Raw genomic sequence first — 22,349 nt, forward strand, 5'->3', positions numbered from 1 at the left:
GCCCTTCCGGACATATCAGGGAGGGATGTATGTCACACATCAATTACAACCATCTGTACTATTTCTGGCACGTCTACCGTGAGGGCTCGGTCGTCGGCGCCGCCGAGGCGCTCTATTTGACGCCGCAGACGATCACCGGGCAGATAAAAGCGCTGGAAGAGCGCTTACAGGGGAAGCTCTTTAAACGCAAAGGACGCGGCCTGGAACCCAGCGAGCTGGGAGAGTTGGTGTTTCGCTACGCGGATCGCATGTTCACCCTGAGCCAGGAGATGCTCGATATCGTCAACTACCGCAAAGAGTCGAACCTGCTATTTGATGTCGGCGTCGCCGACGCGCTTTCCAAGCGATTAGTGAGCGGCGTTCTGGATGCGGCGGTAGTTGAAGATGAGCAAATTCACCTGCGCTGCTTTGAATCCACCCACGAGATGCTGCTGGAGCAACTGAGCCAGCATAAGCTGGATATGATTATCTCGGATTGCCCGATTGACTCGACCCAGCAAGAGGGGCTGTTTTCGGTGAAAATCGGCGAATGCGGAGTGAGCTTCTGGTGTATGAATCCGCCGCCGGAAAAAGCGTTCCCCGCCTGTCTTGAGGAGCGTCGCCTGCTCATTCCCGGTCGCCGTTCAATGCTCGGGCGCAAGCTGCTGAACTGGTTTAATTCGCAGGGGCTGCAGGTGGAAATACTCGGCGAGTTCGACGATGCGGCGCTTATGAAAGCCTTCGGCGCGGCGCATAATGCCATTTTTGTGGCGCCAACCCTCTATGCTCACGATTTCTATGCTGATGAGTCGATTGTCGAAATTGGCCGCATGGAGAACGTCATGGAGGAGTATCACGCTATTTTTGCCGAGCGAATGATTCAGCATCCAGCGGTACAGCGTATCTGCAATCGCGATTATTCATCGCTGTTTGCGCAACCGCAAAGTTAAGTATCGGCAAACAACAGACATAAAAAAACCCGCTTTCGCGGGTTTCTTTAACAAAGTTCAGCAAGCGGGCGATTAAGCCAGTTTGTTGATCTGTGCAGTCAGGTTTGCTTTATGACGCGCAGCTTTGTTTTTGTGGATCAGACCTTTAGCAGCCTGACGGTCCACGATTGGTTGCATTTCGTTAAATGCTTTCAGTGCAGCAGCTTTGTCGCCAGCTTCGATAGCTGCGTATACTTTCTTGATGAAAGTACGCATCATAGAGCGACGGCTTGCGTTGTGCTTGCGAGCCTTTTCAGACTGAACGGCGCGCTTCTTAGCTGATTTGATATTAGCCAAGGTCCAACTCCCAAATGTGTTCTATATGGACAATTCAAAGGCCGAGGAATATGCCCGTTTAGCCTTCTTTTGTCAATGGATTTGTGCAAATAAGCGCCGTTTAAGATAACGAGGCTTCATTACGTAGTGATGGCGCAAGATTCTACCAGCTTGTTGTAGTCGAATACAGTCTTTCCACCATAAAAATCGACGGCCGCGTATAGTTTTTCCTGCATTCTTACGCTGAGTGAATGAATTAGCAGGATCTTTCGTAATCGAGGTGCAATCGCTGGTTAACGTCGCCTGTTGTACAAGGTATACTCGGACGATTTTCACTGTTTTGAGCCAGACATGAAGCTGATACGCGGCATACATAATCTCAGTCAGGCCCCGCACGGGTGCGTGCTGACCATTGGAAATTTCGACGGCGTGCATCGCGGGCATCAGGCGCTGCTGCAGCGCCTGCGCGCAGAGGGCCGCCGGCTCGGTCTGCCGGTTGTGGTGATGATTTTTGAGCCGCAGCCGCTGGAGCTGTTTGCCGCCGATAAAGCGCCGGCGCGGATCACGCGGCTGCGTGAAAAACTGGGCTATCTGGCGGAAAGCGGCGTCGACTACGTGCTGTGTGTCCGTTTTGACCGGCGTTTCGCAGCGCTGACGGCGCAAGATTTTATTAGCGAGCTGCTGGTGCGCCAGCTGGGCGTACAGTTCCTTGCCGTGGGTGATGATTTCCGCTTTGGCGCTGGTCGTCAGGGGGATTTCTTGTTATTACAGAAGGCCGGGGCGGAGTACGGTTTTGACGTCACCAGCACCCAAACCTTCTGCGAAGGCGGCGTACGTATCAGCAGCACCGCGGTGCGTCAGGCGCTGGCGGACGATGACCTCGCGCAGGCGGAAAACCTGCTGGGGCATCCGTTTACCATTTCTGGCCGCGTCGTGCACGGCGATGAGCTGGGGCGCACCATAGGTTTCCCGACGGCGAACTTACCGCTGCGTCGTCAGGTTTCCCCGGTTAAAGGGGTCTTTGCGGTAGAAGTGGCAGGGCTCGGCGATAAGCCATTACCCGGCGTCGCCAACATTGGCACGCGTCCAACGGTCTCCGGCGTGCGACAGCAGCTGGAAGTTCACCTCCTGGACGTTGTAATGGACCTCTACGGTCGCCATATAGATGTAATACTGCGTAAAAAAATACGTAACGAGCAGCGTTTTGCGTCGCTGGATGAGCTAAAAGCGCAAATCGCACGAGATGAGTTAACGGCCCGCGAGTTCTTTGGGCTCACCAGGCAGGGATAATCCTACTGGTATTTATCAAACCGAAATAACGGAACCGAGAATCTGATGAGTGACTATAAATCCACCCTGAATTTGCCGGAAACAGGGTTCCCGATGCGTGGCGATCTCGCCAAACGCGAACCGGGAATGCTGGCGCGTTGGACCGATGATGACCTGTACGGCATCATCCGTGCGGCGAAAAAAGGCAAAAAAACCTTCATTCTGCATGATGGCCCTCCTTATGCGAATGGCAGCATTCATATTGGTCACTCGGTTAACAAGATTCTGAAAGACATTATCGTTAAGTCCAAAGGACTGACGGGCTTTGACTCGCCGTACGTTCCGGGTTGGGACTGCCACGGTTTGCCGATCGAACTGAAAGTCGAGCAGCAATACGGTAAGCCGGGTGAGAAATTCACCGCTGCAGAATTCCGCGCCAAGTGCCGTGAATATGCCGCTGAGCAGATCGACGGCCAGCGTAAAGACTTTATCCGCCTGGGCGTACTGGGCGACTGGTCGCGTCCGTACCTGACCATGGACTTCAAAACTGAAGCCAATATCATCCGCGCGCTGGGTAAAATCATCGGCAACGGTCACCTGCATAAAGGCGCTAAGCCGGTGCACTGGTGCGTGGACTGCCGTTCCGCGCTGGCGGAAGCGGAAGTTGAGTATTATGACAAAACGTCTCCGTCTATCGATGTGGCGTTCCACGCGGTAGATAAAGCCGCGGTTTTGGCCAAATTCGGCGTAGCCGACGTCACTGGCCCGGTTTCGCTGGTTATCTGGACCACGACGCCGTGGACCCTGCCGGCTAACCGCGCCATCTCTCTGTCGCCTGAGTTCGACTATGCGCTGGTGCAGGTTGACGGCCAGGCGCTGATCCTGGCGAAAGACCTGGTGGAAAGCGTGATGCAGCGCATTGGCGTGGCGGATTACACCATCCTGGCGGCGGTGCAGGGTTCCGAGCTTGAACTGATGCGCTTTAAGCATCCGTTCCTCGATTTTGACGTGCCGGCTATCCTTGGCGACCACGTGACGCTGGACGCGGGTACCGGTGCGGTGCATACCGCCGGCGGCCACGGTCCGGACGACTACACGATCAGCCAGAAATACGGTCTGGAAATCGCCAACCCGGTTGGCCCGGACGGCTCTTACCTGCCAGGTACTTATCCGTCTCTGGACGGTATTAACGTCTTCAAAGCCAACGACATCATCGTTGAGATGCTGCGTGACAGCGGCGCGCTGCTGCACGTGGAAAAAATGCAGCACAGCTATCCGTGCTGCTGGCGCCACAAATCGCCGATCATCTTCCGCGCTACCCCGCAGTGGTTCGTCAGCATGGATCAGAAAGGCCTGCGTGCCCAGTCTCTGAAAGAGATCAAAGGCGTGCAGTGGATCCCGGACTGGGGCCAGGCGCGTATCGAATCGATGGTGGCCAACCGTCCTGACTGGTGTATCTCCCGTCAGCGTACCTGGGGCGTGCCGATGTCGCTGTTCGTGCATAAAGAAACCCACGAGCTGCACCCGCGTACCCTCGAACTGATGGAAGAAGTGGCGAAACGCGTTGAAGTCGACGGCATCCAGGCGTGGTGGGATCTCGATTCCCGCGACATCCTTGGCGATGACGCTGACAGCTACGAAAAAGTGCCGGATACCCTCGACGTGTGGTTTGACTCCGGGTCTACCCACTCTTCTGTGGTTGATGTGCGTCCGGAATTCGCCGGTCACGCCGCGGACATGTATCTGGAAGGCTCCGACCAGCATCGCGGCTGGTTCATGTCTTCACTAATGATCTCCACGGCGATGAAAGGCAAAGCGCCATATCGTCAGGTACTGACCCACGGCTTCACCGTCGACGGCCAGGGCCGCAAAATGTCCAAGTCTATCGGTAACACCGTTAGCCCGCAGGACGTGATGAACAAACTGGGCGCCGATATTCTGCGCCTGTGGGTGGCTTCCACCGACTATACCGGCGAAATGGCGGTCTCCGATGAGATCCTCAAACGCGCCGCGGACAGCTATCGTCGTATCCGTAATACCGCGCGCTTCCTGCTGGCGAACCTTAACGGTTTCGATCCGGCAAAAGATATGGTTAAACCGGAAGAGATGGTCGTTCTGGACCGCTGGGCGGTCGGCTGCGCGCAGGCGGCTCAGGAAGATATTCTCAAAGCCTACGAATCCTATGACTTCCACGAAGTGGTGCAGCGCCTGATGCGCTTCTGCTCCATCGAAATGGGCTCGTTCTATCTCGACATCATCAAAGACCGCCAGTACACCGCGAAAGCGGACAGCGTGGCGCGTCGCAGCTGCCAGACCGCGCTGTTCCATATCGTGGAAGCGCTGGTGCGCTGGATGGCGCCGATCATGTCCTTCACCGCGGACGAAATCTGGGGCTATCTGCCGGGCGAGCGTGAAAAATACGTCTTCACCGGCGAGTGGTATGAAAGCCTGTTCGGCCTGGCCGACGACGAAGCGATGAACGACGGTTTCTGGGATGAACTGCTGAAAGTGCGCGGCGAAGTCAACAAGGTGATCGAACAGGCGCGTGCGGATAAGAAAGTCGGCGGTTCTCTGGAAGCGGCGGTTACGCTGTATGCCGATGCCGAACTGGCGGCCAAGCTCAACGCGCTGGGCGAAGAATTACGATTTGTCCTGTTGACCTCCGGCGCTAACGTTGCCGATTATGCACAGGCGCCGGCTGATGCCTGGCAGAGCGATCTGCTGAAAGGGCTGAAAGTAGTCCTGAGCAAAGCCGAGGGCGAGAAGTGCCCACGCTGCTGGCATTACACCAGCGATGTCGGCAAGGTAGCGGAACACGCGGAAATCTGCGGTCGCTGTGTCAGTAACGTCGCCGGTGACGGCGAGCAACGTAAATTCGCCTGATGAGTAAATCGATCTGTTCAACGGGGCTACGCTGGCTGTGGGTCGTCGTAGCCGTGCTGATTATCGATCTGGGCAGCAAATTCCTGATCCTCCAGAACTTCGCTCTGGGGGAGACGGTTTCGCTGTTCCCGTCGCTTAATCTGCATTATGCGCGCAACTACGGCGCGGCCTTTAGCTTCCTCGCCGACAGCGGCGGCTGGCAGCGCTGGTTCTTCGCCGGGATTGCCGTCGGCATCTGCGTGGTGCTGGCGGTGCTGATGTACCGTTCGAAGGCGACGCAAAAGCTGAACAATATTGCCTACGCGCTGATTATTGGCGGCGCGCTGGGTAACCTGTTCGATCGTCTGTGGCACGGCTTTGTCGTCGATATGATCGACTTCTACGTCGGCGACTGGCATTTCGCCACCTTCAACCTTGCCGATAGCGCTATCTGCATCGGCGCGGCGCTGATCGTGCTGGAAGGCTTCTTGCCATCCAGCGATAAAAAAGCATCATAAAAAATTGCCGGATAAGACGCTAAAGCGTCTTATCCGGCCTACAGTATACATCGGCCTTTGTAGGCCCGGTAAGCGCAGCGCCACCGGGCAAACAAGCGGCGGTAATGTAAAAGAGCAAACCTGCATGTCTAACTCTGTACAGAGCAACAGCGCGGTGCTGGTGCACTTCACGCTGAAACTGGATGACGGCTCCACCGCCGAATCCACGCGCGGTAACGGTAAACCGGCGCTGTTTCGTCTTGGCGATGCCTCGCTTTCCGAAGGGCTGGAGCAGCATCTGCTGGGGCTGAAAGCCGGCGATAAAACCACGTTCTCGCTGGAACCTGATGCCGCGTTCGGGGTACCGACGCCGGACCTGATCCAGTATTTCTCTCGCCGCGAGTTTATCGACGCCGGCGAGCCGGAAATTGGCGCAATTATGCTTTTTACCGCAATGGATGGCAGCGAAATGCCCGGCGTGATCCGCGAAGTGAACGGCGATTCCATCACCGTCGACTTCAACCATCCGCTGGCCGGGCGCACCGTTCATTTTGATATTGAAGTGCTGGAAGTCGATCCGGCGCTGGAGGGGTAAGATGCAGATCCTGTTGGCTAACCCGCGCGGTTTTTGCGCCGGCGTTGACCGCGCTATCAGCATTGTAGAAAACGCGCTGACGTTGTACGGCGCGCCAATCTACGTTCGTCACGAAGTCGTCCATAACCGCTACGTCGTCGATAGCCTGCGCCAGCGTGGGGCGATTTTTATCGAACAGATTAGCGAAGTGCCGGACGGCGCGATCCTGATTTTCTCCGCCCACGGCGTTTCGCAGGCGGTACGCAACGAAGCGAAGAGTCGTGACCTGACGGTTTTCGACGCCACCTGTCCGCTGGTGACCAAAGTCCATATGGAAGTCGCCCGCGCCAGCCGCCGCGGCGAAGAGTCGATTCTGATCGGCCACGCCGGGCACCCGGAAGTTGAAGGCACCATGGGCCAGTACAATAACCCGGAAGGGGGTATGTACCTGGTGGAGTCGCCGGAAGACGTGCTGACGCTGGAAGTGAAAAACGATGCCCGATTGTCGTTCATGACCCAGACCACGCTCTCGGTCGATGATACGTCTGACGTTATCGACGCGCTGCGCGAGCGCTTCCCGAAAATCGTCGGCCCGCGTAAAGACGATATCTGCTACGCCACCACCAACCGTCAGGAAGCCGTACGCGCGCTGGCGGAGCAGGCTGACGTGGTGCTGGTGGTCGGTTCGAAAAACTCCTCTAACTCCAATCGCCTGGCTGAACTGGCGCAGCGGATGGGGAAAGCGGCCTATCTCATCGATGATGCCACCGATATCCAGGAACAATGGGTTAAGTCGGCGGCCTGCGTTGGCGTAACGGCGGGCGCGTCGGCCCCGGATATCCTGGTGCAGAACGTAATTGCCCGCCTGCAGGAGCTGGGCGGCGGCGAAGCGGTGCCGTTGGAAGGCCGTGAAGAGAATATCGTTTTCGAGGTGCCGAAAGAGCTGCGTGTAGATGTCCGTGAAGTAGAATAAGTTCTTTCACCCAGCAGTATGAGAAGATGCCAGACTTAACGTCTGGCATTTTTTTTGGGAGAAAACCATGCGCTTACCGATTATTCTCGACACCGATCCGGGTATTGACGACGCGGCGGCGATTGCTGCCGCGCTCTTCTCGCCGCAGCTGGATCTGCAACTAATGACGACGGTCGCGGGCAATGTCTCGGTAGAGAAGACGACCCGCAACGCGCTGCAGTTACTGCATTTCTGGAATGCAGATGTCCCGCTGGCGCAAGGGGCATCGATGCCGCTGGTGCGTCCGCTGCGCGATGCCGCCTCGGTGCATGGCGAATCCGGCATGGAGGGCTATGATTTCGTCGAACATAACCGCCAGCCGCTGGCTAAACCGGCTTTTCAGGCGATTCGCGATGCGCTGATGCACGCAGCGGAACCCGTGACCCTGGTGGCCATTGGCCCGCTAACCAATATTGCCCTACTGATTACGCAGTATCCTGAGTGCCTGTTTAATATTCGTCGACTGGTGCTGATGGGCGGCTCGGCCGGGCGCGGTAACTTCACCCCCAACGCCGAGTTCAATATCGCCATCGATCCGGAAGCTGCCGCGAAAGTCTTCCAGAGTGGGTTGGAGATTGTGATGTGCGGGCTGGATGTCACCAATAAGGCGATGCTGAGCGCGGACTATCTGGCAACCCTACCGACGCTCAATCAAACCGGTAAAATGCTTCATGCGCTATTTAGCCACTATCGCAGCGGCAGCATGAGTAGCGGCCTGAGAATGCACGATCTCTGCGCTATCGCGTGGTTGGTTCGCCCGGATCTATTTACGCTCAAACCCTGCTTTGTGGCGGTGGAGACGCAGGGGAGCTGGACGGCTGGCACCACCGTGGTGGATATTGAAGGACGTCTGGGACAGCCGGCCAACGCGCAGGTCGCGCTGGATTTAGATGTCGCGGGTTTTCAACATTGGGCGGCGGAAGTTTTCGCTCTCGCGCCGTGACCGTTATAGCTGCTGGTGTGAATCGACCACATTGCACCATAACTCGCTCGCTTCATCCGTCCACATGAGTAGCAATAATGAAGCGAAGCGTTCAGCCGCGGCGGAAAGCGGGCGGTTTTTAACGCGAATCATGCCAAGCGTGCGTCTGATGACCGGTTCAACCAGCGGCACGCTGACGACTGCGCTGTTGGCGTGATGCGGCATGGCCAGGCAGGGCAGAGCCGATATGCCAAGCCCCGCCTCGACCAGCCCCAGAGAGGTGGATAAATGTCTGACTTCGTAAAACCAATCCAATTTCCATGGTTTATCCTGCAGGCAACTTTCAATAAGTTGCCGATTACCGCTTGAGCGTCTGACGCCAATTAATCTCTGCGAGACGAGCTCGCGCCATTCCACTAATTTTTTACCGGCCAGCGGATGATCCTGTCGGCAAGCCAGGACGAAGGGTTCGTTGACCAGCGGGCTAAATTCGATATCGGGATGTGTGATGAAGTTCATATTTATTCCAAAATCGACTTCGCCTTTTCTCACCGAAGCCATGCAATTTTCTATACCTTGTTCATAAATTCGAACTTTGATGTGCGGGTAGCGCTGATTAAATTGAACGATGGCGCGAGGTAAAAAATAAAATACCGCCGTCGGGATACAAGAAAGCGTTACCGTATCATGCACATTAGAAGTCAGGTTGCTGAGATTAAAAATGGCGGCATCGAGGCTGGCAATCAGTGACTTTGCCTTGGGAAGGAGTATTTGTCCTGCTTGGGTGAGCATGATTTTTCGGGTGGTTCGCTCGAACAGGGGGGTATTAAGGTTACTTTCTATTTTCTGTATTTTTCGAGTTAGTGCGGGTTGCGTCAGGTTAAGTACTTCAGCGGCTTTGCTAAACGACCCCAGTTCGGCAACAGTGACGAAGGCTTTCATTCCGGATAGTTCATTATTCATTGTTACTCCGTAATCTGAAATAAATATATTAATATGCAGAATGACCTTGTTAATTATTATTGTGCCGATAGCTATTATTAATGCTTTGTAGGTATAAGTCTTATTTTTATATTTTATCAATCACTATCCGCCTTGCAAGTAGAATCAGATGATAAACGGTTGTGCGAGCAAATGAATAATAAAGTAAATAAAAAACTTTAAATGCATTAAGTGCATTAAATTCACGCCCCGTTTATTTGTTCTTTTTCTTCTGTATTTGTAAGGAGGGTGTTATGAAACAAATTCCGTGTGTTCTCATGCGGGGAGGAACATCAAAAGGGGCTTTCCTTTTAGCGGATGATCTACCTGAAGATATTCAAAAACGCGATGAAGCGTTATTAACCATCATGGGTTCTGGTCATGAACTGGAAATTGATGGTATTGGCGGCGGTAGTCCGCAAACCAGTAAAGTGGCGATTGTCAGTCGCTCGGCCAGCCCACAAGCTGACATTGACTATTTATTTGTGCAGGTCATTGTCAATGAACGACGGGTTGATACCACGCCGAATTGCGGCAATATGCTGTGCGCGGTAGGTGGATTTGCTATCGAAAAAGGGCTTATCGCGGCGAATTCCCCGGTAACACGGGTGCGTATCCGAAACGTCAATACCAACACCTTTGTCGATGCTGACATTCAAACGCCGGACGGCCAGGTCGTTTATGACGGGGATACCCATATTGACGGCGTTCCCGGGCATGCAGCCCCTGTTGCGCTGACGTTTTTAAACGCCGCCGGGGCGAAATCTGGCCAGCTTTTTCCAACCGGCAACCGGGTTGATTTTTTTGATGATATTCGCGTCACGTGTATCGATATGGCGATGCCAATGGTCATTATTCCAGCGCATAGCTTGGGTAAAACCGGATATGAATCGGCCGCTGAATTAGATAAGGACAGCGCATTTTTCCAGCGCCTTGAGTCTATACGTCAACAAGCCGGCGCGGCAATGGGGTTTGGCGATGTATCCAACATGGTTATCCCTAAACCAGTACTGGTTGCTCCACCGCAACACGGCGGGACAATGAGCGTGCGTTATTTCATGCCCCACAGCTGCCATAAGTCGCTAGCGATTACGGGCGCTATCGGCCTGGCGAGTTCGTGTGTTATTGCCGACACCGTGGTTAACGAGCTTACGCGAATGTCGGGTGAAGGGTTAATTAGCGTTGAACACCCAAGCGGCAGCATTGAGGTGAACTTAAGTAACGCTAATGGAAATCCTGAAAATATTCGCGCATCGGTTATTCGTACCGCGCGTAAGATTCTTTCTGGCATGGTTTATCTCCCTGAATAATTTTATTACTGCTCTTATATTATTCATTCAGGTAAGGGGTCAAAATGGATAAAAAAACAGTATGCAAGCTATTAGTGCTTGTAGCCATCCCATTGCTTATTAGTTTATTTCCGGCCCCGGCTGGGCTGACTAAACTGGCATGGGTGCTATCAGGAATTTATCTGGCAGCAATCGTCGGTTTGGTGATTAAACCCTTTTCAGAACCAGTAATATTGTTAGTGGCGGTTGCCACATCAATGGTCGTTATTGGTAATTTAGGTGATGGCGTAATAAAATCATCGAGCGTATTAAGTGGCTATGCGTCGGGGACGACCTGGCTGGTTTTCTCAGCATTTACCTTAAGTGCCGCCTTTGTTATTACTGGTTTAGGTAAACGAATTGCTTATATTCTTATCGGCAAGATAGGGAGTACCACGCTCGGCTTAGGTTATGTTACCGCCTTTCTTGATCTCATCCTTTCCCCCGCGACACCGTCGAATACGGCTCGCGCCGGTGGTATCGTCTTACCTATCATCAATAGCGTGGCCGTCGCGTTAGGCTCGGAACCGGAGCATACGGCAAAACGCGTTGGTCATTATTTGATGATTAACGTCTATATGGTCACCAAAACGACCAGTTATATGTTCTTTACCGCCATGGCTGGGAACATACTGGCGCTCAAAATGATTGAAGATATTTGTCACATCAAACTGAGCTGGGGCGGATGGGCATTAGCCGGAATATTACCTGGCATTATTATGCTATTACTGACACCGCTCATTACCTATAAATTATATCCACCTGAATTAAAAAAAGTTGATAATAAAGCGATTGCAAAGGAAGGTCTTGAGTCTTTAGGACCGATGACCTTGCGCGAAAAGATGCTCTCCTGCCTGTTTGTCATGGCATTGGCAGGTTGGGTGTTTAGTAAATCGCTTGGCGTCAACGAATCAACGGTAGCGATTTGCGTCATGGCGTTGATGCTGGTGTTAAAAATCGTCAGCTGGGATGATGTTATAAAAAATAAAGGGGGCTGGAATACCCTTATTTGGTACGGCGGTATCATTGGTTTAAGTTCTTTGCTTTCTAAAGTTGGTTTTTTCTTGTGGTTGGCCGGGTTACTGAAGGATAACATTTCATTTGGCAGTCATAGCACGCTGGCTTTCGTTGTCATCGTCGCACTGAGTATACTGGTTCGTTATTTCTTTGCCTCGGGTAGCGCCTATATTGTGGCGATGGTTCCGGTCTTTGCCATGCTGGCGAATGTTTCCGGCGCGCCGGTTATGTTAACTGCGTTAGCTCTGCTGTTTAGTAATTCCTATGGCGGCATGGTCACCCATTATGGTGGCGCGGCTGGCCCGGTTATATTTGGGGTTGGTTATAATGATATTAAATCCTGGTGGATTGTTGGCGGCATATTAGCACTGTTGACTTTTATCCTACATATCACCGTAGGAGTCTGGTGGTGGGAATTATTAATGTACTGGAAAGTTATTTAACTATAACTTGAAATTTATAAAACGCTGCATCACCTGCTTAGACTAATTATTGAACCCACACACTGAAGAGGTGTTATATATTTATGTCACCAGTAGCAATTACATTGTCACTGTTGTTATTTTCAATTGTGATGTTTGTTTGGGAAAAAATTCCTTTAGCCGCTACGGCTATGATCGTCTGTATTACTTTAGTCGTAACAGGCGTTTTTGATGTAAAAACGGCTTTCGCGGGGTTTATTAACCAGAACGTCATTTTGTTTGTCGCCATGTTTGTGGTCGGCGGCGCCTTATTTGAAACTGGCGTCACGGACAAAATTGGCGGAATAGTGACCCGCTACGCCCGCTCGGAGCGGCAACTTATCGTTATTATTATGTTGGTGTGCGGGGCCCTCTCCGGCTTTTTGTCGAATACGGGAACGGCTGCGGTACTGATTCCTGTAGTCATCGGCGCCGCTATTAAGTCGGGCTATGCGCAATCTCGTTTGCTAATGCCATTAGCGTTCGCTTCGGCGCTGGGAGGAAACTTATCGCTTATTGGCTCGCCGGGTAATCTGATCGCCCAGTCGGCGCTGGAACAAGTTGGGCAACGCTTCGGTTTTTTCGAGTATGCCAAACTGGGCATCCCCATGCTGCTTTGCGGGATCATCTACTTTTTGACCATCGGTTATAAACTGCTGCCAGCGCAATCTGTCAATCTCAAAGACAAAGCTGAAAAAAGTAGCAAAAATGATTGTCCTAAATATAAGCAGGTGATTGCTGTTTTAGTGCTGGTATTTACCGTACTGGGGATGATTTTTGAGAATGTTATTGGCTTGCCGATTGCGATTATCGGTTCAATTGGCGCGTTATTTTTGGTTATTACGCGAGTGATCACAGAAAAACAGGCCTACCAGTCAATTGACTCCCAGACGATTTTTCTTTTTGGTGGCACATTAGCTTTAGCAAAAGCGCTCGAAACCACCGGCGCGGGTGCAATCATGGCCCGCTCAATTATCGATCTGCTTGGTCAACAGGCTTCACCGTTCTTATTATTAAGTGCCGTTTTAATAATTTCCTGCATATTAACCAATTTTATGTCGAATACCGCAACGGCGGCTCTACTTATTCCCATTGGCTTGTCTATTGCACATTCAATGGGCGCTGACCCGCGAGCGGTGCTGATGGCTATAGTCATTGGCTGTTCATGTGCTTATGCGACTCCGGTTGGAACGCCGGCGAATATGATGATTTTTTCCGCCGGGGGATATCGGTTTATGGATTATGTCAGGGTCGGATTACCGCTGATTATTATATCTGTGGTGGTGAGCTTTATTTTACTGCCGATATTTTTTCCTTTTTATTCGTAACGATACGGATAAAAGCATCGCCTAATTATTTAATCTATCTTAAGGACACACGTCATGATTAAATTACACGATCGTGGGATATATTTATCCCATCAGCATGGGATTATCCCAGAACAGGAATGTGCCACTCCTGTTGCCAAAGAGATTGCGCGGAAGGGAACCATCGCCTGGTCAATATTGTCATCGCATAATACTTCTGGCGATGAACGGAAATTAAAAATTAAATATGATTCTATGACCTCCCATGATATCACCTTCGTGGGCATCATCCAGACGGCCAAGGCCTCTGGAATGACGCGCTTTCCCTTGCCGTATGTTTTAACCAATTGCCACAATTCACTTTGTGCAGTGGGCGGAACCATTAACAGCGACGATCATATTTTTGGTCTTACATCAGCACAGAAATATGGCGGCATTTATGTACCGCCGCATATTTCGGTTATTCACCAGTACATGCGGGAGATGATGGCCGGCGGCGGCCAAATGATACTGGGCTCGGATAGCCATACGCGTTATGGCGCGCTGGGGACGATGGCCGTCGGTGAAGGGGGCGGTGAGCTAGTTAAACAACTATTGGGAAGCACTTGGGATATTGATTACCCCGAAGTTGTCGCCGTTTATCTAACCGGTAAACCTGCCGCTGGCGTTGGTCCTCAGGATATTGCGCTGGCATTAATTGGCGCGGTATTCAAAAACGGTTTTGTGAAGAACAAAGTGATGGAATTCGTTGGTCCCGGCGTGGCCAGTATGTCGACCGACTACAGAAACAGTATTGACGTCATGACTACTGAGACCACCTGTCTGACTTCTATCTGGCAGACCGATGAAGAGACGCGGCATTTTTTACGGCTTCATGGTAGAGAGAAAGATTATCGTGCGCTGTCAGCACAAGAGATGGCTTACTACGATGGCTGCATCGAGATCGATTTAAGCACCATCAAGCCGATGATCGCGCTACCGTTTCACCCAGCCAATGTCTATGAAATTGATACGCTTAATCAGAATTTGCCGGACATTTTACGTGAAGTTGAAATTGAATCTGAGAAAATATCGCTGGGGCGCGCGAAGCTGTCTCTTTTGGACAAAATAGAGAATGGCAAATTACGCGTTCAGCAGGGAATCATTGCGGGTTGCGCCGGGGGGAACTATGTCAACGTGGCGCAGGCGGCTAATGCCCTGCGGCATCATTCCTGTGGCGACAATATTTTCTCGCTTTCAGTTTACCCTTCCTCGCAACCGGTGCTGATGGCGTTAACGAAACAGGGAATGATCAATGATTTAATGAGCGCGGGCGCCATTATTCGTACCGCATTCTGCGGCCCTTGCTTTGGCGCCGGCGATACCCCGATGCATAACGGCTTGAGCATCCGCCATACGACGCGTAACTTTCCTAACCGTGAGGGTTCCAAGCCAGGAAATGGGCAAATGTCGGCGGTGGCATTGATGGATGCGCGTTCAATTGCCGCGACGGCCGCTAACGGGGGATTGTTAACCTCGGCGGCGGAGCTCGATTGTTGGCACGAAGCGCCGGAATATGAATTTGATGTTTCCCCCTATAAAAACCGGGTATACCAGGGGTTCGTTAAAGGCGCTACCCAGCAGCCGCTAATCTATGGACCGAATATAAAAGACTGGCCGGAAATGAATGCTTTAACGGATAACATTCTGTTAGCCGTTACTTCAAAAATAATGGATCCGGTGACCACTACCGATGAACTGATACCATCAGGTGAAACATCATCGTTTCGTTCAAACCCGTTAGGCCTGGCCGAATTTACGCTCTCTCGCCGCGATCCGCAGTATGTGGAGCGGGCTAAAAAAATTGCCGCCATCGAGCAACAACGCGTTAAGGGTGAAGATCTTTGCCGTTTAAATCCACAGCTGGAAAATATATTTTCCCAGATACGGCTGCTGCCGGGTCAGGAAAATATTACCGCGGCACAGACTGAGATAGGTAGCATGATCTATGCGGTTAAACCCGGTGATGGTTCGGCGCGAGAGCAGGCCGCCAGCTGCCAGCGCGTGCTTGGCGGGCTGGCAAATATTTGCCAGGAGTTCGCGACCAAGCGTTATCGTTCTAATGTAATTAACTGGGGAATGCTGCCGCTGCAGATGAAAGAGGCGCCTGATTTTGAGGTCGGTGATTTTATCTATATCCCGGCAATAAAATCTGCGTTAGCGGGCGATCTGAGCGATATTGCCGCTTTTGTGGTCAGCAATAGCCGAGCTGTACGGCAGATAACGCTTTATATGGAGAAATTAACCTCATCGGAACAGGAGATTATCAAAGCCGGTAGCCTCATTAATTATAATAAAAATCAATTAATCCTCGCTAATTAATATCTGCCTTTGCTGGCAGTCTTTCTCTGCCAGCAATCCTTTCAATATAAACATATCGTTTATTGTGCCAGCACATTAATTTATGCTGAAGCGTTGTTTAGGCTAAGGAGTGCTTAGTTTGAAGGGGGCCCGACGATATGGCCCGCAATTATTAATTCGTTCTCATGGAGAGAAAATCATGACCTATGGACAGGCCTATCTTAAAGGCTGGAAACAGGCTTTTAATTTCGTTGGACGCGCTGGCCGCCTTGAGTTCTGGTCATTTTTTCTTATCAACGCCCTGATTGTGGCAACCCCTTTACTCATCTGGTACCTGGCTACGCTTTATGACTACCGGTATGGCGTTTTGAGTCTGTTTCTCTTCCCATTTGCTTTTGTGCTTCATTTACCGATGATTATCCCAATATTGGCGGTAGGTTTTCGCCGGATGCATGATATTGGCCGCTCTGGTTTCTGGTTTTTACCGGGGATCATTTTCCCGGTGTTTTTAATTATATCTTTGGCAATGTGCTGCCTGCGTTCAGCGCCGGCACCGTCTCGCTAAGAAAATCAATCATTGCCCGCATTCTGGCGGGCATATGCTTATGCCCCGCCCATAACAGCCACAGATTGCCGGAGTAGCTGCTGATAAACTCCCACTCCGCCAGCACCTGCACGATTTCACCCTTTGCCAGCGCTTCGCGGGCGGTAAACAGCGGCAGGCTTCCGATACCCAGATGCTGTTTAACCGCATCAAGACGCACGGCAGTGTGGTTAGCGGCGTAGCGTATATGGACGCTCCCGGAATGCAATGCTTTCTTCAGTTCAGTAATAAAACGGGTAGGTGCAGCCATATATCCGGTTTCTGATGGGATTTCTTTATCCCGAACCATGATGAAATCCGCCAGGCAGGTACCAATCATCCTGTGCGAGCTGACTTGCCCTTGCTACCTCTCGGTGTATCCTGCCTGCGGTCTTACCTGTTTTGCCATCTTCTGAAGTCACCTGCACCTACCAGGACGTTAACTCTTTTTCAGCACCTCGTCAGATTGACTGACCTTGTGTCAGGCGAGCTGACGAGGCTGATATTCAGTATTGTGTGTCAACATTGACCACATGATCCTCGCAGTTTTTGCCGCCATGGCGACAACAGCTACATTGTAGTGCTTCCGCTCAAGTAGTCCCTGAAGCCAGGCATTCTTCTCAACCGCGCCGTTCCGGTTGACCCAGGCGGTAAGTGCGCGTGCGCCGTGAACCAGCAGGTATCGGAAATATCCATCTCCACGTTTACTGATCCCTCCCAGTTGCTGTTTCCCGCCGCTGGAATGTTCCTTTGGTGTCAGCCCCAGCCATGAAGCGAACTGCTTTGCAGTGCTGAATTGTCGGGCATTACCCACTGCTGCTACCACATAAGTAGCCGTTAACATGCCAACCCCCGGGATTTTGGCCATTCTCTGGCAGGCTTCCTGCGTTCTGTACCAGGAGGCCAGAGCTTCTTCTACCTGTTTAACTTGCTCCTCAAGTTCTTGGATATGTTTAGACTGTCTGTAGATGCTGGTTCTGACGAAGGGAGATAAACCATTTTCGTCGTCCTCCAGAATGGCTGGCAGTTCATGGGTTAAATGGCTTTGTCCGGCCGCAATCGTAATACCAAACTCAGCAAGTGTGGCTCTTAAACTATTGGAACAGGCGATCCGCTCACGGATAAGTATTCCCCGTTCAGTGTGTAACGCTAAAACGGCCTGCTGCTCTTCGGTTTTTATCTGTACAAAACGCATATTCGGGCGGGTTACCGCTTCGCAGATAGCTTCAGCGTCAGCTGCATCCGTCTTGTTCGTTTTCACATAGGGCTTTACATACTGGGGAGGGATGAGTTTTACCTTATGACCATAGCGGGTGAATAATCGCGCGAAATGATGACTGGATGAGCAGGCTTCCATGCCAATCAGACAAGGCTCCAGTTGAATAACAAACTGAACAAACTTAGCCCGGGTGAGCTTTTTACGCAAAATAGTATGACCTTCGTGATCGACGCCATGAAGCTGAAAAACGTTCTTTGCCAGGTCGATACCAAGAGTTGATACTTTCATGTGGACGCTCCTCATTTTTTAGGACGTATTGCAACGATCCAGTCTGGTACTTTGATACCGTAAAATCTGGAGCGTCCATCTCATTATCCATGCGTCTGCACCGTTTCGTTTTTGCCTTCGCGACGAAATTTCCACCGCGCGTCGGCGGGCGTTTCGCCAAGACTGATACAGCTATGCGCGCGCAGATCCTGCGGAGTCCGCGGCATTCCGTGGCGCTGTAAGTACTCCTTGGTGGCGCAGATGACATGAACAATCGGCATCAGCGGTTTGCCATGTAGTCCAGGGGAAGGGGTATGGGTAATACGCAGCGCGAGATCGATGCCGTCATCAATAAAGTCGAGGTCGCGATCTTCTAAGCGTAAACAGACGTCAACCTGCGGATAACGGTTGAAAAAGTCGATCATTAGCGGATGGATGACAAAGCGCCCGACGGCTTTCGGTACGCTCAGCGTGAGTTTACCTTGCGCCACCGTCTGGGTACTTCCGGCGCAGTCCATAGCCTGGCGCGCCGCTTCCAGCATTTCCAGCGCATGTTCATACACCGCTTTCCCGGCATCGCTCAGCCGCAGCTTGCGGGTGGTTCGGTGCAACAGCTTGCACCGCATCTCCTGTTCCAGCCGCGAGACGCTGCGACTGACGGCGGATGGCGTAATCCCGCTCTGACGGGCGACGGCGGAAAAGCTGCCTTGTTCGACAATCTGTACGAAGAGGGCGAGGTCGGGGAGAAGGTTTAGATTCATTTGTGCCCTCAAGGCAAAAGTGCATTGGTTGTGGAGGCCATTATCGCGGCCAATATTATCAATATACTGTGCTGACAGAGAGGAGAACAATCATGACTGAACGTGTTTATTACGCCAGCGACGCCACCGAAGGGCGCGCGCAGATTATCAGCTGCAGTGCTGAAGCCGATGGTGGTTATGCCATTGAACTGGACCGCACGTTGTTCCATCCGCAGGGCGGCGGCCAGCCCTCCGATCGCGGCTGGATCGATGAGCAGCCCGTAATGGCGGTCACGACGCGCGGCGATAGCGTGTTGCATATCGTTGCCCAGCCGCTGCCGCTTGGCGAGGTGGGGATGAGCATTGATGCGCCTGTGCGACAGTTACATGCCCGTCTGCACTCCGCCGGTCATTTGCTGGGGTTGGCCGGCGAGCAGTTCGGCTGGCGGCCGGTGAAGGCGCATCACTGGCCGGGAGAGGGGAGGATTACGTTTGCTGCCGACGCCGGCGCCGCGTTACCGGAAGCCAGCGCCCTGCTGGCGCAGGTGAAAGCGTGGCAGATGCAAGATTTACCGCGCCAGGTCATCTTCGACAACGGTTTGCGCAGCGTGGGATTCGGCGAACTACCAGCTTATCCCTGTGGCGGTACCCATGTTGCCAGTCTGGCGATGCTGGGGAATATCGTCATCAGCCAGTTGAAAATGAAAAAAGGGCAGATGATCGTCAGCTATACCCTCGAATAAGCATTTCAGGCGTGCTCAGGGTAGGGATGTTTGCCGCGATAAATGCGCTCCGGCCTACCGACTTTGCCATAACTGATCTCTGCTTCCAGAAAATCGTTTTTAACGCCTTGTTCCAGATAGCGGCGGGCGGTGGTTTTACTGCTGCCGAGGATGCGGGCCAGAGAGTCGGCGGTATGCACCACTTCCGGGTCGGAGAATAGCTGAAGCACGCGGTGAAAGGTGCTTTCATCGATCCCGCGCAGCGGCGCGTCAGCAGGCTCAGTGTGCTCGCGAGCCTGGATATTAAACAGGGCGTCGACGTGGGTCTGGCTGGCCTGTTCACTCGAACGCAAGGAACTGCGGTAGCGGGCGAAACGCTCGAGCGTATGCTGTAAACGTTGATAGTGCACGGGCTTAATCAGGTAATCGAATACCCCCAGACGTAGGGCCTCGCTGATGGTCTCCATATGATTATCGGCGGTAATAAAAATGATTCGTCCTTTGTAGTTCGTGCTGACAGCGTGGCGAATCAGATCCAACCCCTTGCCGTCAGGGAGAAAGTTATCCAGCAGGATCAGCTGCGGCTGGTAGAGACGCATCAGTTTTTTCGCGCTTTCCAGTTTATCCGCGATGCCGATAACGTTGAACTGGGGGAACTGTTTGATGGTATCGACCAGGATTTCCGCCAGCATAGGTTCGTCTTCAACGATTAGAGTAGTAATGCTATCCATGATGTTCATCTCGGGTCAGGGGGATATAAAGGGTAAAGATGGTGCCAAAGGGAATGTTATTTTCGACGACGATAGTGCCGCCTGCTTGTTCTACGTAACTGCGCACCAGCCAGAGCCCAATACCGTGCTCGGCGCTGGCGCTACTGGTGACGCCGCGCTCGAAGATGCGGTCGCGTAGCGTCTCGTCAATGCCGCATCCCTGATCGGCGATCTCGACGATCAGTTCATGGCCGTCGCTATTTATTAAACACTCGATCTGCTTCGATCCCAGCGGCTGGCGTAACGAGGCATTGTAGGCGTTGTCGAGAAGATTCCCCACGATCGAGATCCATTCGCTGGGAGAAAGCGCGGTGGGAAGGATATCGACGAAACAGGCGGGATCGAATACCAGTTCAAGACCGAGCTCCTTGGCCCGATAATATTTACCGATCAGTAGCCCGGCAAGGTGGTTATCCTGGAAATTACGCGCAATAAAATCGAGCACCTTCTGGTGGCTTTCGGACTGTTGCTGAATCAGATCCAGCGCGTGATCGTAGCGTTTGAGAAACAGCAGCCCGGCGATGGTTGAGATCAGATTACGATGTTCATGCTGCACGGCGCGCAGGTTATCGGCGTACTGCTGTACCTGGCTCAGCTGCAGACTGAGGGTGTTGATGTCATCTTTGCTGCGAAAACTAATCACCCACCCCTGAGGCGCATTATTTAAGATCACCGCCATTCGGCTGGCGATCACTTTGATCTGATTAAAGGTGACAATGGCGTCTTTTTTGTTTTCATGCGGGGCATCGTAGAAGAAGGTCTCTTGCGCAATGACGCTACTGATCTTTTTACCGATCAGTACGGGCTCCGGCTGGCTCAGATTAAGCAGACGACGGGCGGTCTGATTAATAGCGGTTATCTTATAATTTGAGTCGATGGCGATGAGCCCTTCAAACACCGATTCAAATAGCACGCTTTGCTGGATGAGCAACTGCGATAGCTGCTGGGGCTCCATATTGAGCATCTGCTTTTTGATATGCAGCGAGAAGCGCCGAGCGCAGTACAGCAGCAATAGCAGGATAATCGCCATCGGGATCAGTAGCGAGCTTATCTGCAGGCTGAGCCAGTTTTCTAACTGTTCAATGGTATAACCGACCGACACGATGCCGATGACTTTGCCGGTGGCGTCCTGCACCGGCGATTTACCCCGTAATGATGAACCTAGCGAACCTTTGCGTACCGAGACATAGCTTTTGGCGTTATACAACGCCTCATCGCTATCGCCGCCTTCCATCGATTTACCGATTTCGTCAGGATTCACATGATAGAGGCGCTGCCCGTTGGCGTCGCCGACGGTGATATAGGTAGCGTCAGAGAAGGAACGCATGGGGTCGATAAGCTCTTTAATTCTGGCGAGATCGCGTTTCTGTACCGCTTCCACCAGCTCCGGCATCGCCGAAATCTGCATCGCCTGAATTAATGCCCGCTGCCCGACCTGGTAATGAAGACGTTCCTCGGTTATGTCTGTCAGATACCAGGACATACCCAGCATGACGACAGTAGAGGTAAATAAGATCAGCAGGAAGATACGATTCTGAAAGGATCGCCTTGCAAACCAGTGGGTTATTTTTCGGGTGTACATAGGGCCGATAGACATTAAATGGCTAGTTTCCTCGTTTGGCGGTCGGTGTACCTGCAGTTGGCGCACAGAACCAAAAATTTCAGAAAAACGCCCGATCAAAAACATTGAGTCGGGCGTTGGTTTGGTCGCCCGGATAAGGCGTCAGCCGCCATCCGGGAAGGGTACCGGCTTACATCGCCAGCACGTACTTGAGCATCACCCCGGCGGCGATCGCCGAGCCGATCACTCCGGCCACGTTCGGGCCCATCGCGTGCATCAGCAGGAAGTTCTGCCCGTCCGCTTCCAGACCCACCTTGTTGGACACTCTCGCCGCCATCGGCACCGCCGACACCCCGGCGGAGCCAATCAGCGGGTTGATCTTGTGTTTACTGAACACGTTCATCAGCTTCGCCATGATCACCCCGGCCGCGGTGCCCACGCAGAAGGCGATCACCCCCAGCAGCAGGATCCCCAGCGTCTGCGGCTGCAGGAATTTGTCCGCCACCAGTTTGGCCCCCACCGACAGCCCGAGGAAGATGGTGACGATGTTGATCAGCGCGTTCTGCACCGTGTCGCTAAGACGATCCACCACGCCGCTTTCGCGCATCAGGTTGCCGAAGCAGAACATCCCCAGCAGCGGCGCGGCGTCCGGCAGCAGCAGCGCCACCAGCAG

19 protein-coding genes and 2 pseudogenes are annotated in these 22,349 nt (G+C 52.6%); 13 read left to right on the forward strand and 8 right to left on the reverse strand.

Features of this window, described 5'->3' with window-relative positions:
- The first annotated feature begins 29 nt into the window (after positions 1–29).
- Entirely contained in the window at positions 30–929 is a 900-nt protein-coding gene (gene nhaR / locus PGQ95_RS18915; protein ID WP_045395806.1) for a transcriptional activator NhaR, read from the forward strand.
- 72 nt (positions 930–1,001) lie between these two features.
- Here the strand turns inward: nhaR and rpsT are convergent, their stop codons facing one another.
- Complete coding sequence (rpsT, locus tag PGQ95_RS18920) at positions 1,002–1,265, reverse strand: 30S ribosomal protein S20 (RefSeq protein ID WP_001518655.1); 264 nt, start codon at positions 1,263–1,265, stop codon at positions 1,002–1,004.
- 330 nt (positions 1,266–1,595) lie between these two features.
- On the opposite strand from rpsT, the gene ribF reads away from it, so the two are divergent.
- From ribF to rihC, 6 genes are all read left to right on the forward strand, one after another.
- Positions 1,596–2,534, forward strand: a complete 939-nt coding sequence (gene ribF / locus PGQ95_RS18925; protein ID WP_087858180.1) for a bifunctional riboflavin kinase/FAD synthetase — start codon at positions 1,596–1,598, stop codon at positions 2,532–2,534.
- 45 nt (positions 2,535–2,579) lie between these two features.
- Entirely contained in the window at positions 2,580–5,396 is a 2,817-nt protein-coding gene (gene ileS, locus PGQ95_RS18930; protein WP_430919016.1) for an isoleucine--tRNA ligase, read from the forward strand.
- Positions 5,396–5,893, forward strand: a complete 498-nt coding sequence (gene lspA, locus PGQ95_RS18935; RefSeq protein ID WP_087858178.1) for a signal peptidase II — start codon at positions 5,396–5,398, stop codon at positions 5,891–5,893. The genes ileS and lspA overlap by 1 nt, the downstream gene beginning before the upstream one ends.
- Positions 5,894–6,017: 124 nt before the next feature.
- Complete coding sequence (gene fkpB / locus PGQ95_RS18940; protein ID WP_047043962.1) at positions 6,018–6,467, forward strand: FKBP-type peptidyl-prolyl cis-trans isomerase; 450 nt, start codon at positions 6,018–6,020, stop codon at positions 6,465–6,467.
- 1 nt (position 6,468) lies between these two features.
- The gene (gene ispH / locus PGQ95_RS18945; protein WP_015368325.1) at positions 6,469–7,419 is read left to right on the forward strand and encodes a 4-hydroxy-3-methylbut-2-enyl diphosphate reductase; all 951 of its coding nucleotides are present in this window, start codon (positions 6,469–6,471) and stop codon (positions 7,417–7,419) included.
- Positions 7,420–7,486: 67 nt separating this feature from the next.
- The gene (gene rihC / locus PGQ95_RS18950) at positions 7,487–8,401 is read left to right on the forward strand and encodes a ribonucleoside hydrolase RihC (RefSeq protein ID WP_430919019.1); all 915 of its coding nucleotides are present in this window, start codon (positions 7,487–7,489) and stop codon (positions 8,399–8,401) included.
- 3 nt (positions 8,402–8,404) lie between these two features.
- Here rihC and PGQ95_RS18955 read toward each other — a convergent pair whose 3' ends face one another.
- Positions 8,405–9,343, reverse strand: a complete 939-nt coding sequence (locus tag PGQ95_RS18955; protein ID WP_087858176.1) for a LysR family transcriptional regulator — start codon at positions 9,341–9,343, stop codon at positions 8,405–8,407.
- A 272-nt stretch (positions 9,344–9,615) separates the two neighbouring features.
- Here PGQ95_RS18955 and PGQ95_RS18960 point away from each other — a divergent pair, with 272 nt between their 5' ends.
- The 5 genes from PGQ95_RS18960 (at position 9,616) to PGQ95_RS18980 (ending at position 16,379) form a co-directional block, all read left to right on the forward strand.
- Entirely contained in the window at positions 9,616–10,671 is a 1,056-nt protein-coding gene (locus PGQ95_RS18960) for a 4-oxalomesaconate tautomerase (protein WP_213317892.1), read from the forward strand.
- A gap of 44 nt (positions 10,672–10,715) precedes the next feature.
- Positions 10,716–12,149 (forward strand): anion permease, encoded by a 1,434-nt coding sequence (locus PGQ95_RS18965; protein WP_113374572.1) that lies wholly within the window; start codon positions 10,716–10,718, stop codon positions 12,147–12,149.
- 83 nt (positions 12,150–12,232) lie between these two features.
- Positions 12,233–13,495 carry an SLC13 family permease gene (locus PGQ95_RS18970; RefSeq protein ID WP_087858173.1) on the forward strand — a complete coding sequence of 421 codons (1,263 nt, stop codon included), beginning with the start codon at positions 12,233–12,235 and terminating at the stop codon, positions 13,493–13,495.
- A gap of 54 nt (positions 13,496–13,549) precedes the next feature.
- On the forward strand, positions 13,550–15,835 hold the full coding sequence (locus PGQ95_RS18975; protein ID WP_430919021.1) for a hydratase: 2,286 nt from the start codon (positions 13,550–13,552) through the stop codon (positions 15,833–15,835).
- A 178-nt stretch (positions 15,836–16,013) separates the two neighbouring features.
- Positions 16,014–16,379 (forward strand): DUF805 domain-containing protein, encoded by a 366-nt coding sequence (locus tag PGQ95_RS18980; protein ID WP_430919023.1) that lies wholly within the window; start codon positions 16,014–16,016, stop codon positions 16,377–16,379.
- Here PGQ95_RS18980 and PGQ95_RS18985 read toward each other — a convergent pair.
- The 3 genes and pseudogenes from PGQ95_RS18985 to PGQ95_RS18995 form a co-directional block, all read right to left on the reverse strand.
- Positions 16,327–16,602, reverse strand: a pseudogene (locus PGQ95_RS18985) (LysR substrate-binding domain-containing protein); the annotation flags it as partial. The gene PGQ95_RS18980 and the pseudogene PGQ95_RS18985 sit on opposite strands and share 53 nt — an antisense overlap.
- Positions 16,603–16,878: 276 nt before the next feature.
- Positions 16,879–17,904, reverse strand: a complete 1,026-nt coding sequence (locus PGQ95_RS18990) for an IS110 family transposase (protein WP_430919025.1) — start codon at positions 17,902–17,904, stop codon at positions 16,879–16,881.
- A gap of 86 nt (positions 17,905–17,990) precedes the next feature.
- Positions 17,991–18,644: pseudogene (locus PGQ95_RS18995) on the reverse strand (LysR family transcriptional regulator); the annotation flags it as partial.
- 92 nt (positions 18,645–18,736) lie between these two features.
- Here PGQ95_RS18995 and PGQ95_RS19000 point away from each other — a divergent pair.
- Positions 18,737–19,366: an alanyl-tRNA editing protein gene (locus PGQ95_RS19000; RefSeq protein WP_316425174.1), complete on the forward strand. Its 630-nt coding sequence runs from the start codon at positions 18,737–18,739 to the stop codon at positions 19,364–19,366.
- Positions 19,367–19,371: 5 nt separating this feature from the next.
- Here the strand turns inward: PGQ95_RS19000 and citB are convergent, their stop codons facing one another.
- The 3 genes from citB to PGQ95_RS19015 form a co-directional block, all read right to left on the reverse strand.
- Complete coding sequence (gene citB / locus PGQ95_RS19005; RefSeq protein ID WP_087858169.1) at positions 19,372–20,076, reverse strand: citrate response regulator transcription factor CitB; 705 nt, start codon at positions 20,074–20,076, stop codon at positions 19,372–19,374.
- Complete coding sequence (gene citA / locus PGQ95_RS19010) at positions 20,069–21,697, reverse strand: citrate sensor histidine kinase CitA (protein ID WP_087858279.1); 1,629 nt, start codon at positions 21,695–21,697, stop codon at positions 20,069–20,071. The genes citB and citA overlap by 8 nt, the downstream gene beginning before the upstream one ends.
- 169 nt (positions 21,698–21,866) lie before the next feature.
- Positions 21,867–22,349, reverse strand: a 483-nt coding sequence (locus tag PGQ95_RS19015) for a sodium ion-translocating decarboxylase subunit beta (protein ID WP_430919027.1), incomplete at its 5' end; no start/stop codon positions are given.

The organism is Klebsiella sp. 141240, assembly GCF_050600805.1.
Classification (GTDB): domain Bacteria; phylum Pseudomonadota; class Gammaproteobacteria; order Enterobacterales; family Enterobacteriaceae; genus Klebsiella; species Klebsiella aerogenes.

What these genes read in the sequence shown, in the direction of transcription:
- ileS (WP_430919016.1), top strand. Translation starts at nt 2,580, where the DNA reads ATGAGTGACTATAAATCCACCCTGAATTTGCCGGAAACAGGGTTCCCG.
- PGQ95_RS18975 (WP_430919021.1), top strand. Translation starts at nt 13,550, where the DNA reads ATGATTAAATTACACGATCGTGGGATATATTTATCCCATCAGCATGGG.
- PGQ95_RS18965 (WP_113374572.1), top strand. Translation starts at nt 10,716, where the DNA reads ATGGATAAAAAAACAGTATGCAAGCTATTAGTGCTTGTAGCCATCCCA.
- citB (WP_087858169.1), bottom strand. Translation starts at nt 20,076, where the DNA reads ATGGATAGCATTACTACTCTAATCGTTGAAGACGAACCTATGCTGGCG.
- fkpB (WP_047043962.1), top strand. Translation starts at nt 6,018, where the DNA reads ATGTCTAACTCTGTACAGAGCAACAGCGCGGTGCTGGTGCACTTCACG.
- PGQ95_RS18990 (WP_430919025.1), bottom strand. Translation starts at nt 17,904, where the DNA reads ATGAAAGTATCAACTCTTGGTATCGACCTGGCAAAGAACGTTTTTCAG.
- nhaR (WP_045395806.1), top strand. Translation starts at nt 30, where the DNA reads ATGTCACACATCAATTACAACCATCTGTACTATTTCTGGCACGTCTAC.
- PGQ95_RS18970 (WP_087858173.1), top strand. Translation starts at nt 12,233, where the DNA reads ATGTCACCAGTAGCAATTACATTGTCACTGTTGTTATTTTCAATTGTG.
- PGQ95_RS19000 (WP_316425174.1), top strand. Translation starts at nt 18,737, where the DNA reads ATGACTGAACGTGTTTATTACGCCAGCGACGCCACCGAAGGGCGCGCG.
- ribF (WP_087858180.1), top strand. Translation starts at nt 1,596, where the DNA reads ATGAAGCTGATACGCGGCATACATAATCTCAGTCAGGCCCCGCACGGG.
- lspA (WP_087858178.1), top strand. Translation starts at nt 5,396, where the DNA reads ATGAGTAAATCGATCTGTTCAACGGGGCTACGCTGGCTGTGGGTCGTC.
- ispH (WP_015368325.1), top strand. Translation starts at nt 6,469, where the DNA reads ATGCAGATCCTGTTGGCTAACCCGCGCGGTTTTTGCGCCGGCGTTGAC.
- PGQ95_RS18980 (WP_430919023.1), top strand. Translation starts at nt 16,014, where the DNA reads ATGACCTATGGACAGGCCTATCTTAAAGGCTGGAAACAGGCTTTTAAT.
- PGQ95_RS18955 (WP_087858176.1), bottom strand. Translation starts at nt 9,343, where the DNA reads ATGAATAATGAACTATCCGGAATGAAAGCCTTCGTCACTGTTGCCGAA.
- rihC (WP_430919019.1), top strand. Translation starts at nt 7,487, where the DNA reads ATGCGCTTACCGATTATTCTCGACACCGATCCGGGTATTGACGACGCG.
- PGQ95_RS18960 (WP_213317892.1), top strand. Translation starts at nt 9,616, where the DNA reads ATGAAACAAATTCCGTGTGTTCTCATGCGGGGAGGAACATCAAAAGGG.
- citA (WP_087858279.1), bottom strand. Translation starts at nt 21,697, where the DNA reads ATGTACACCCGAAAAATAACCCACTGGTTTGCAAGGCGATCCTTTCAG.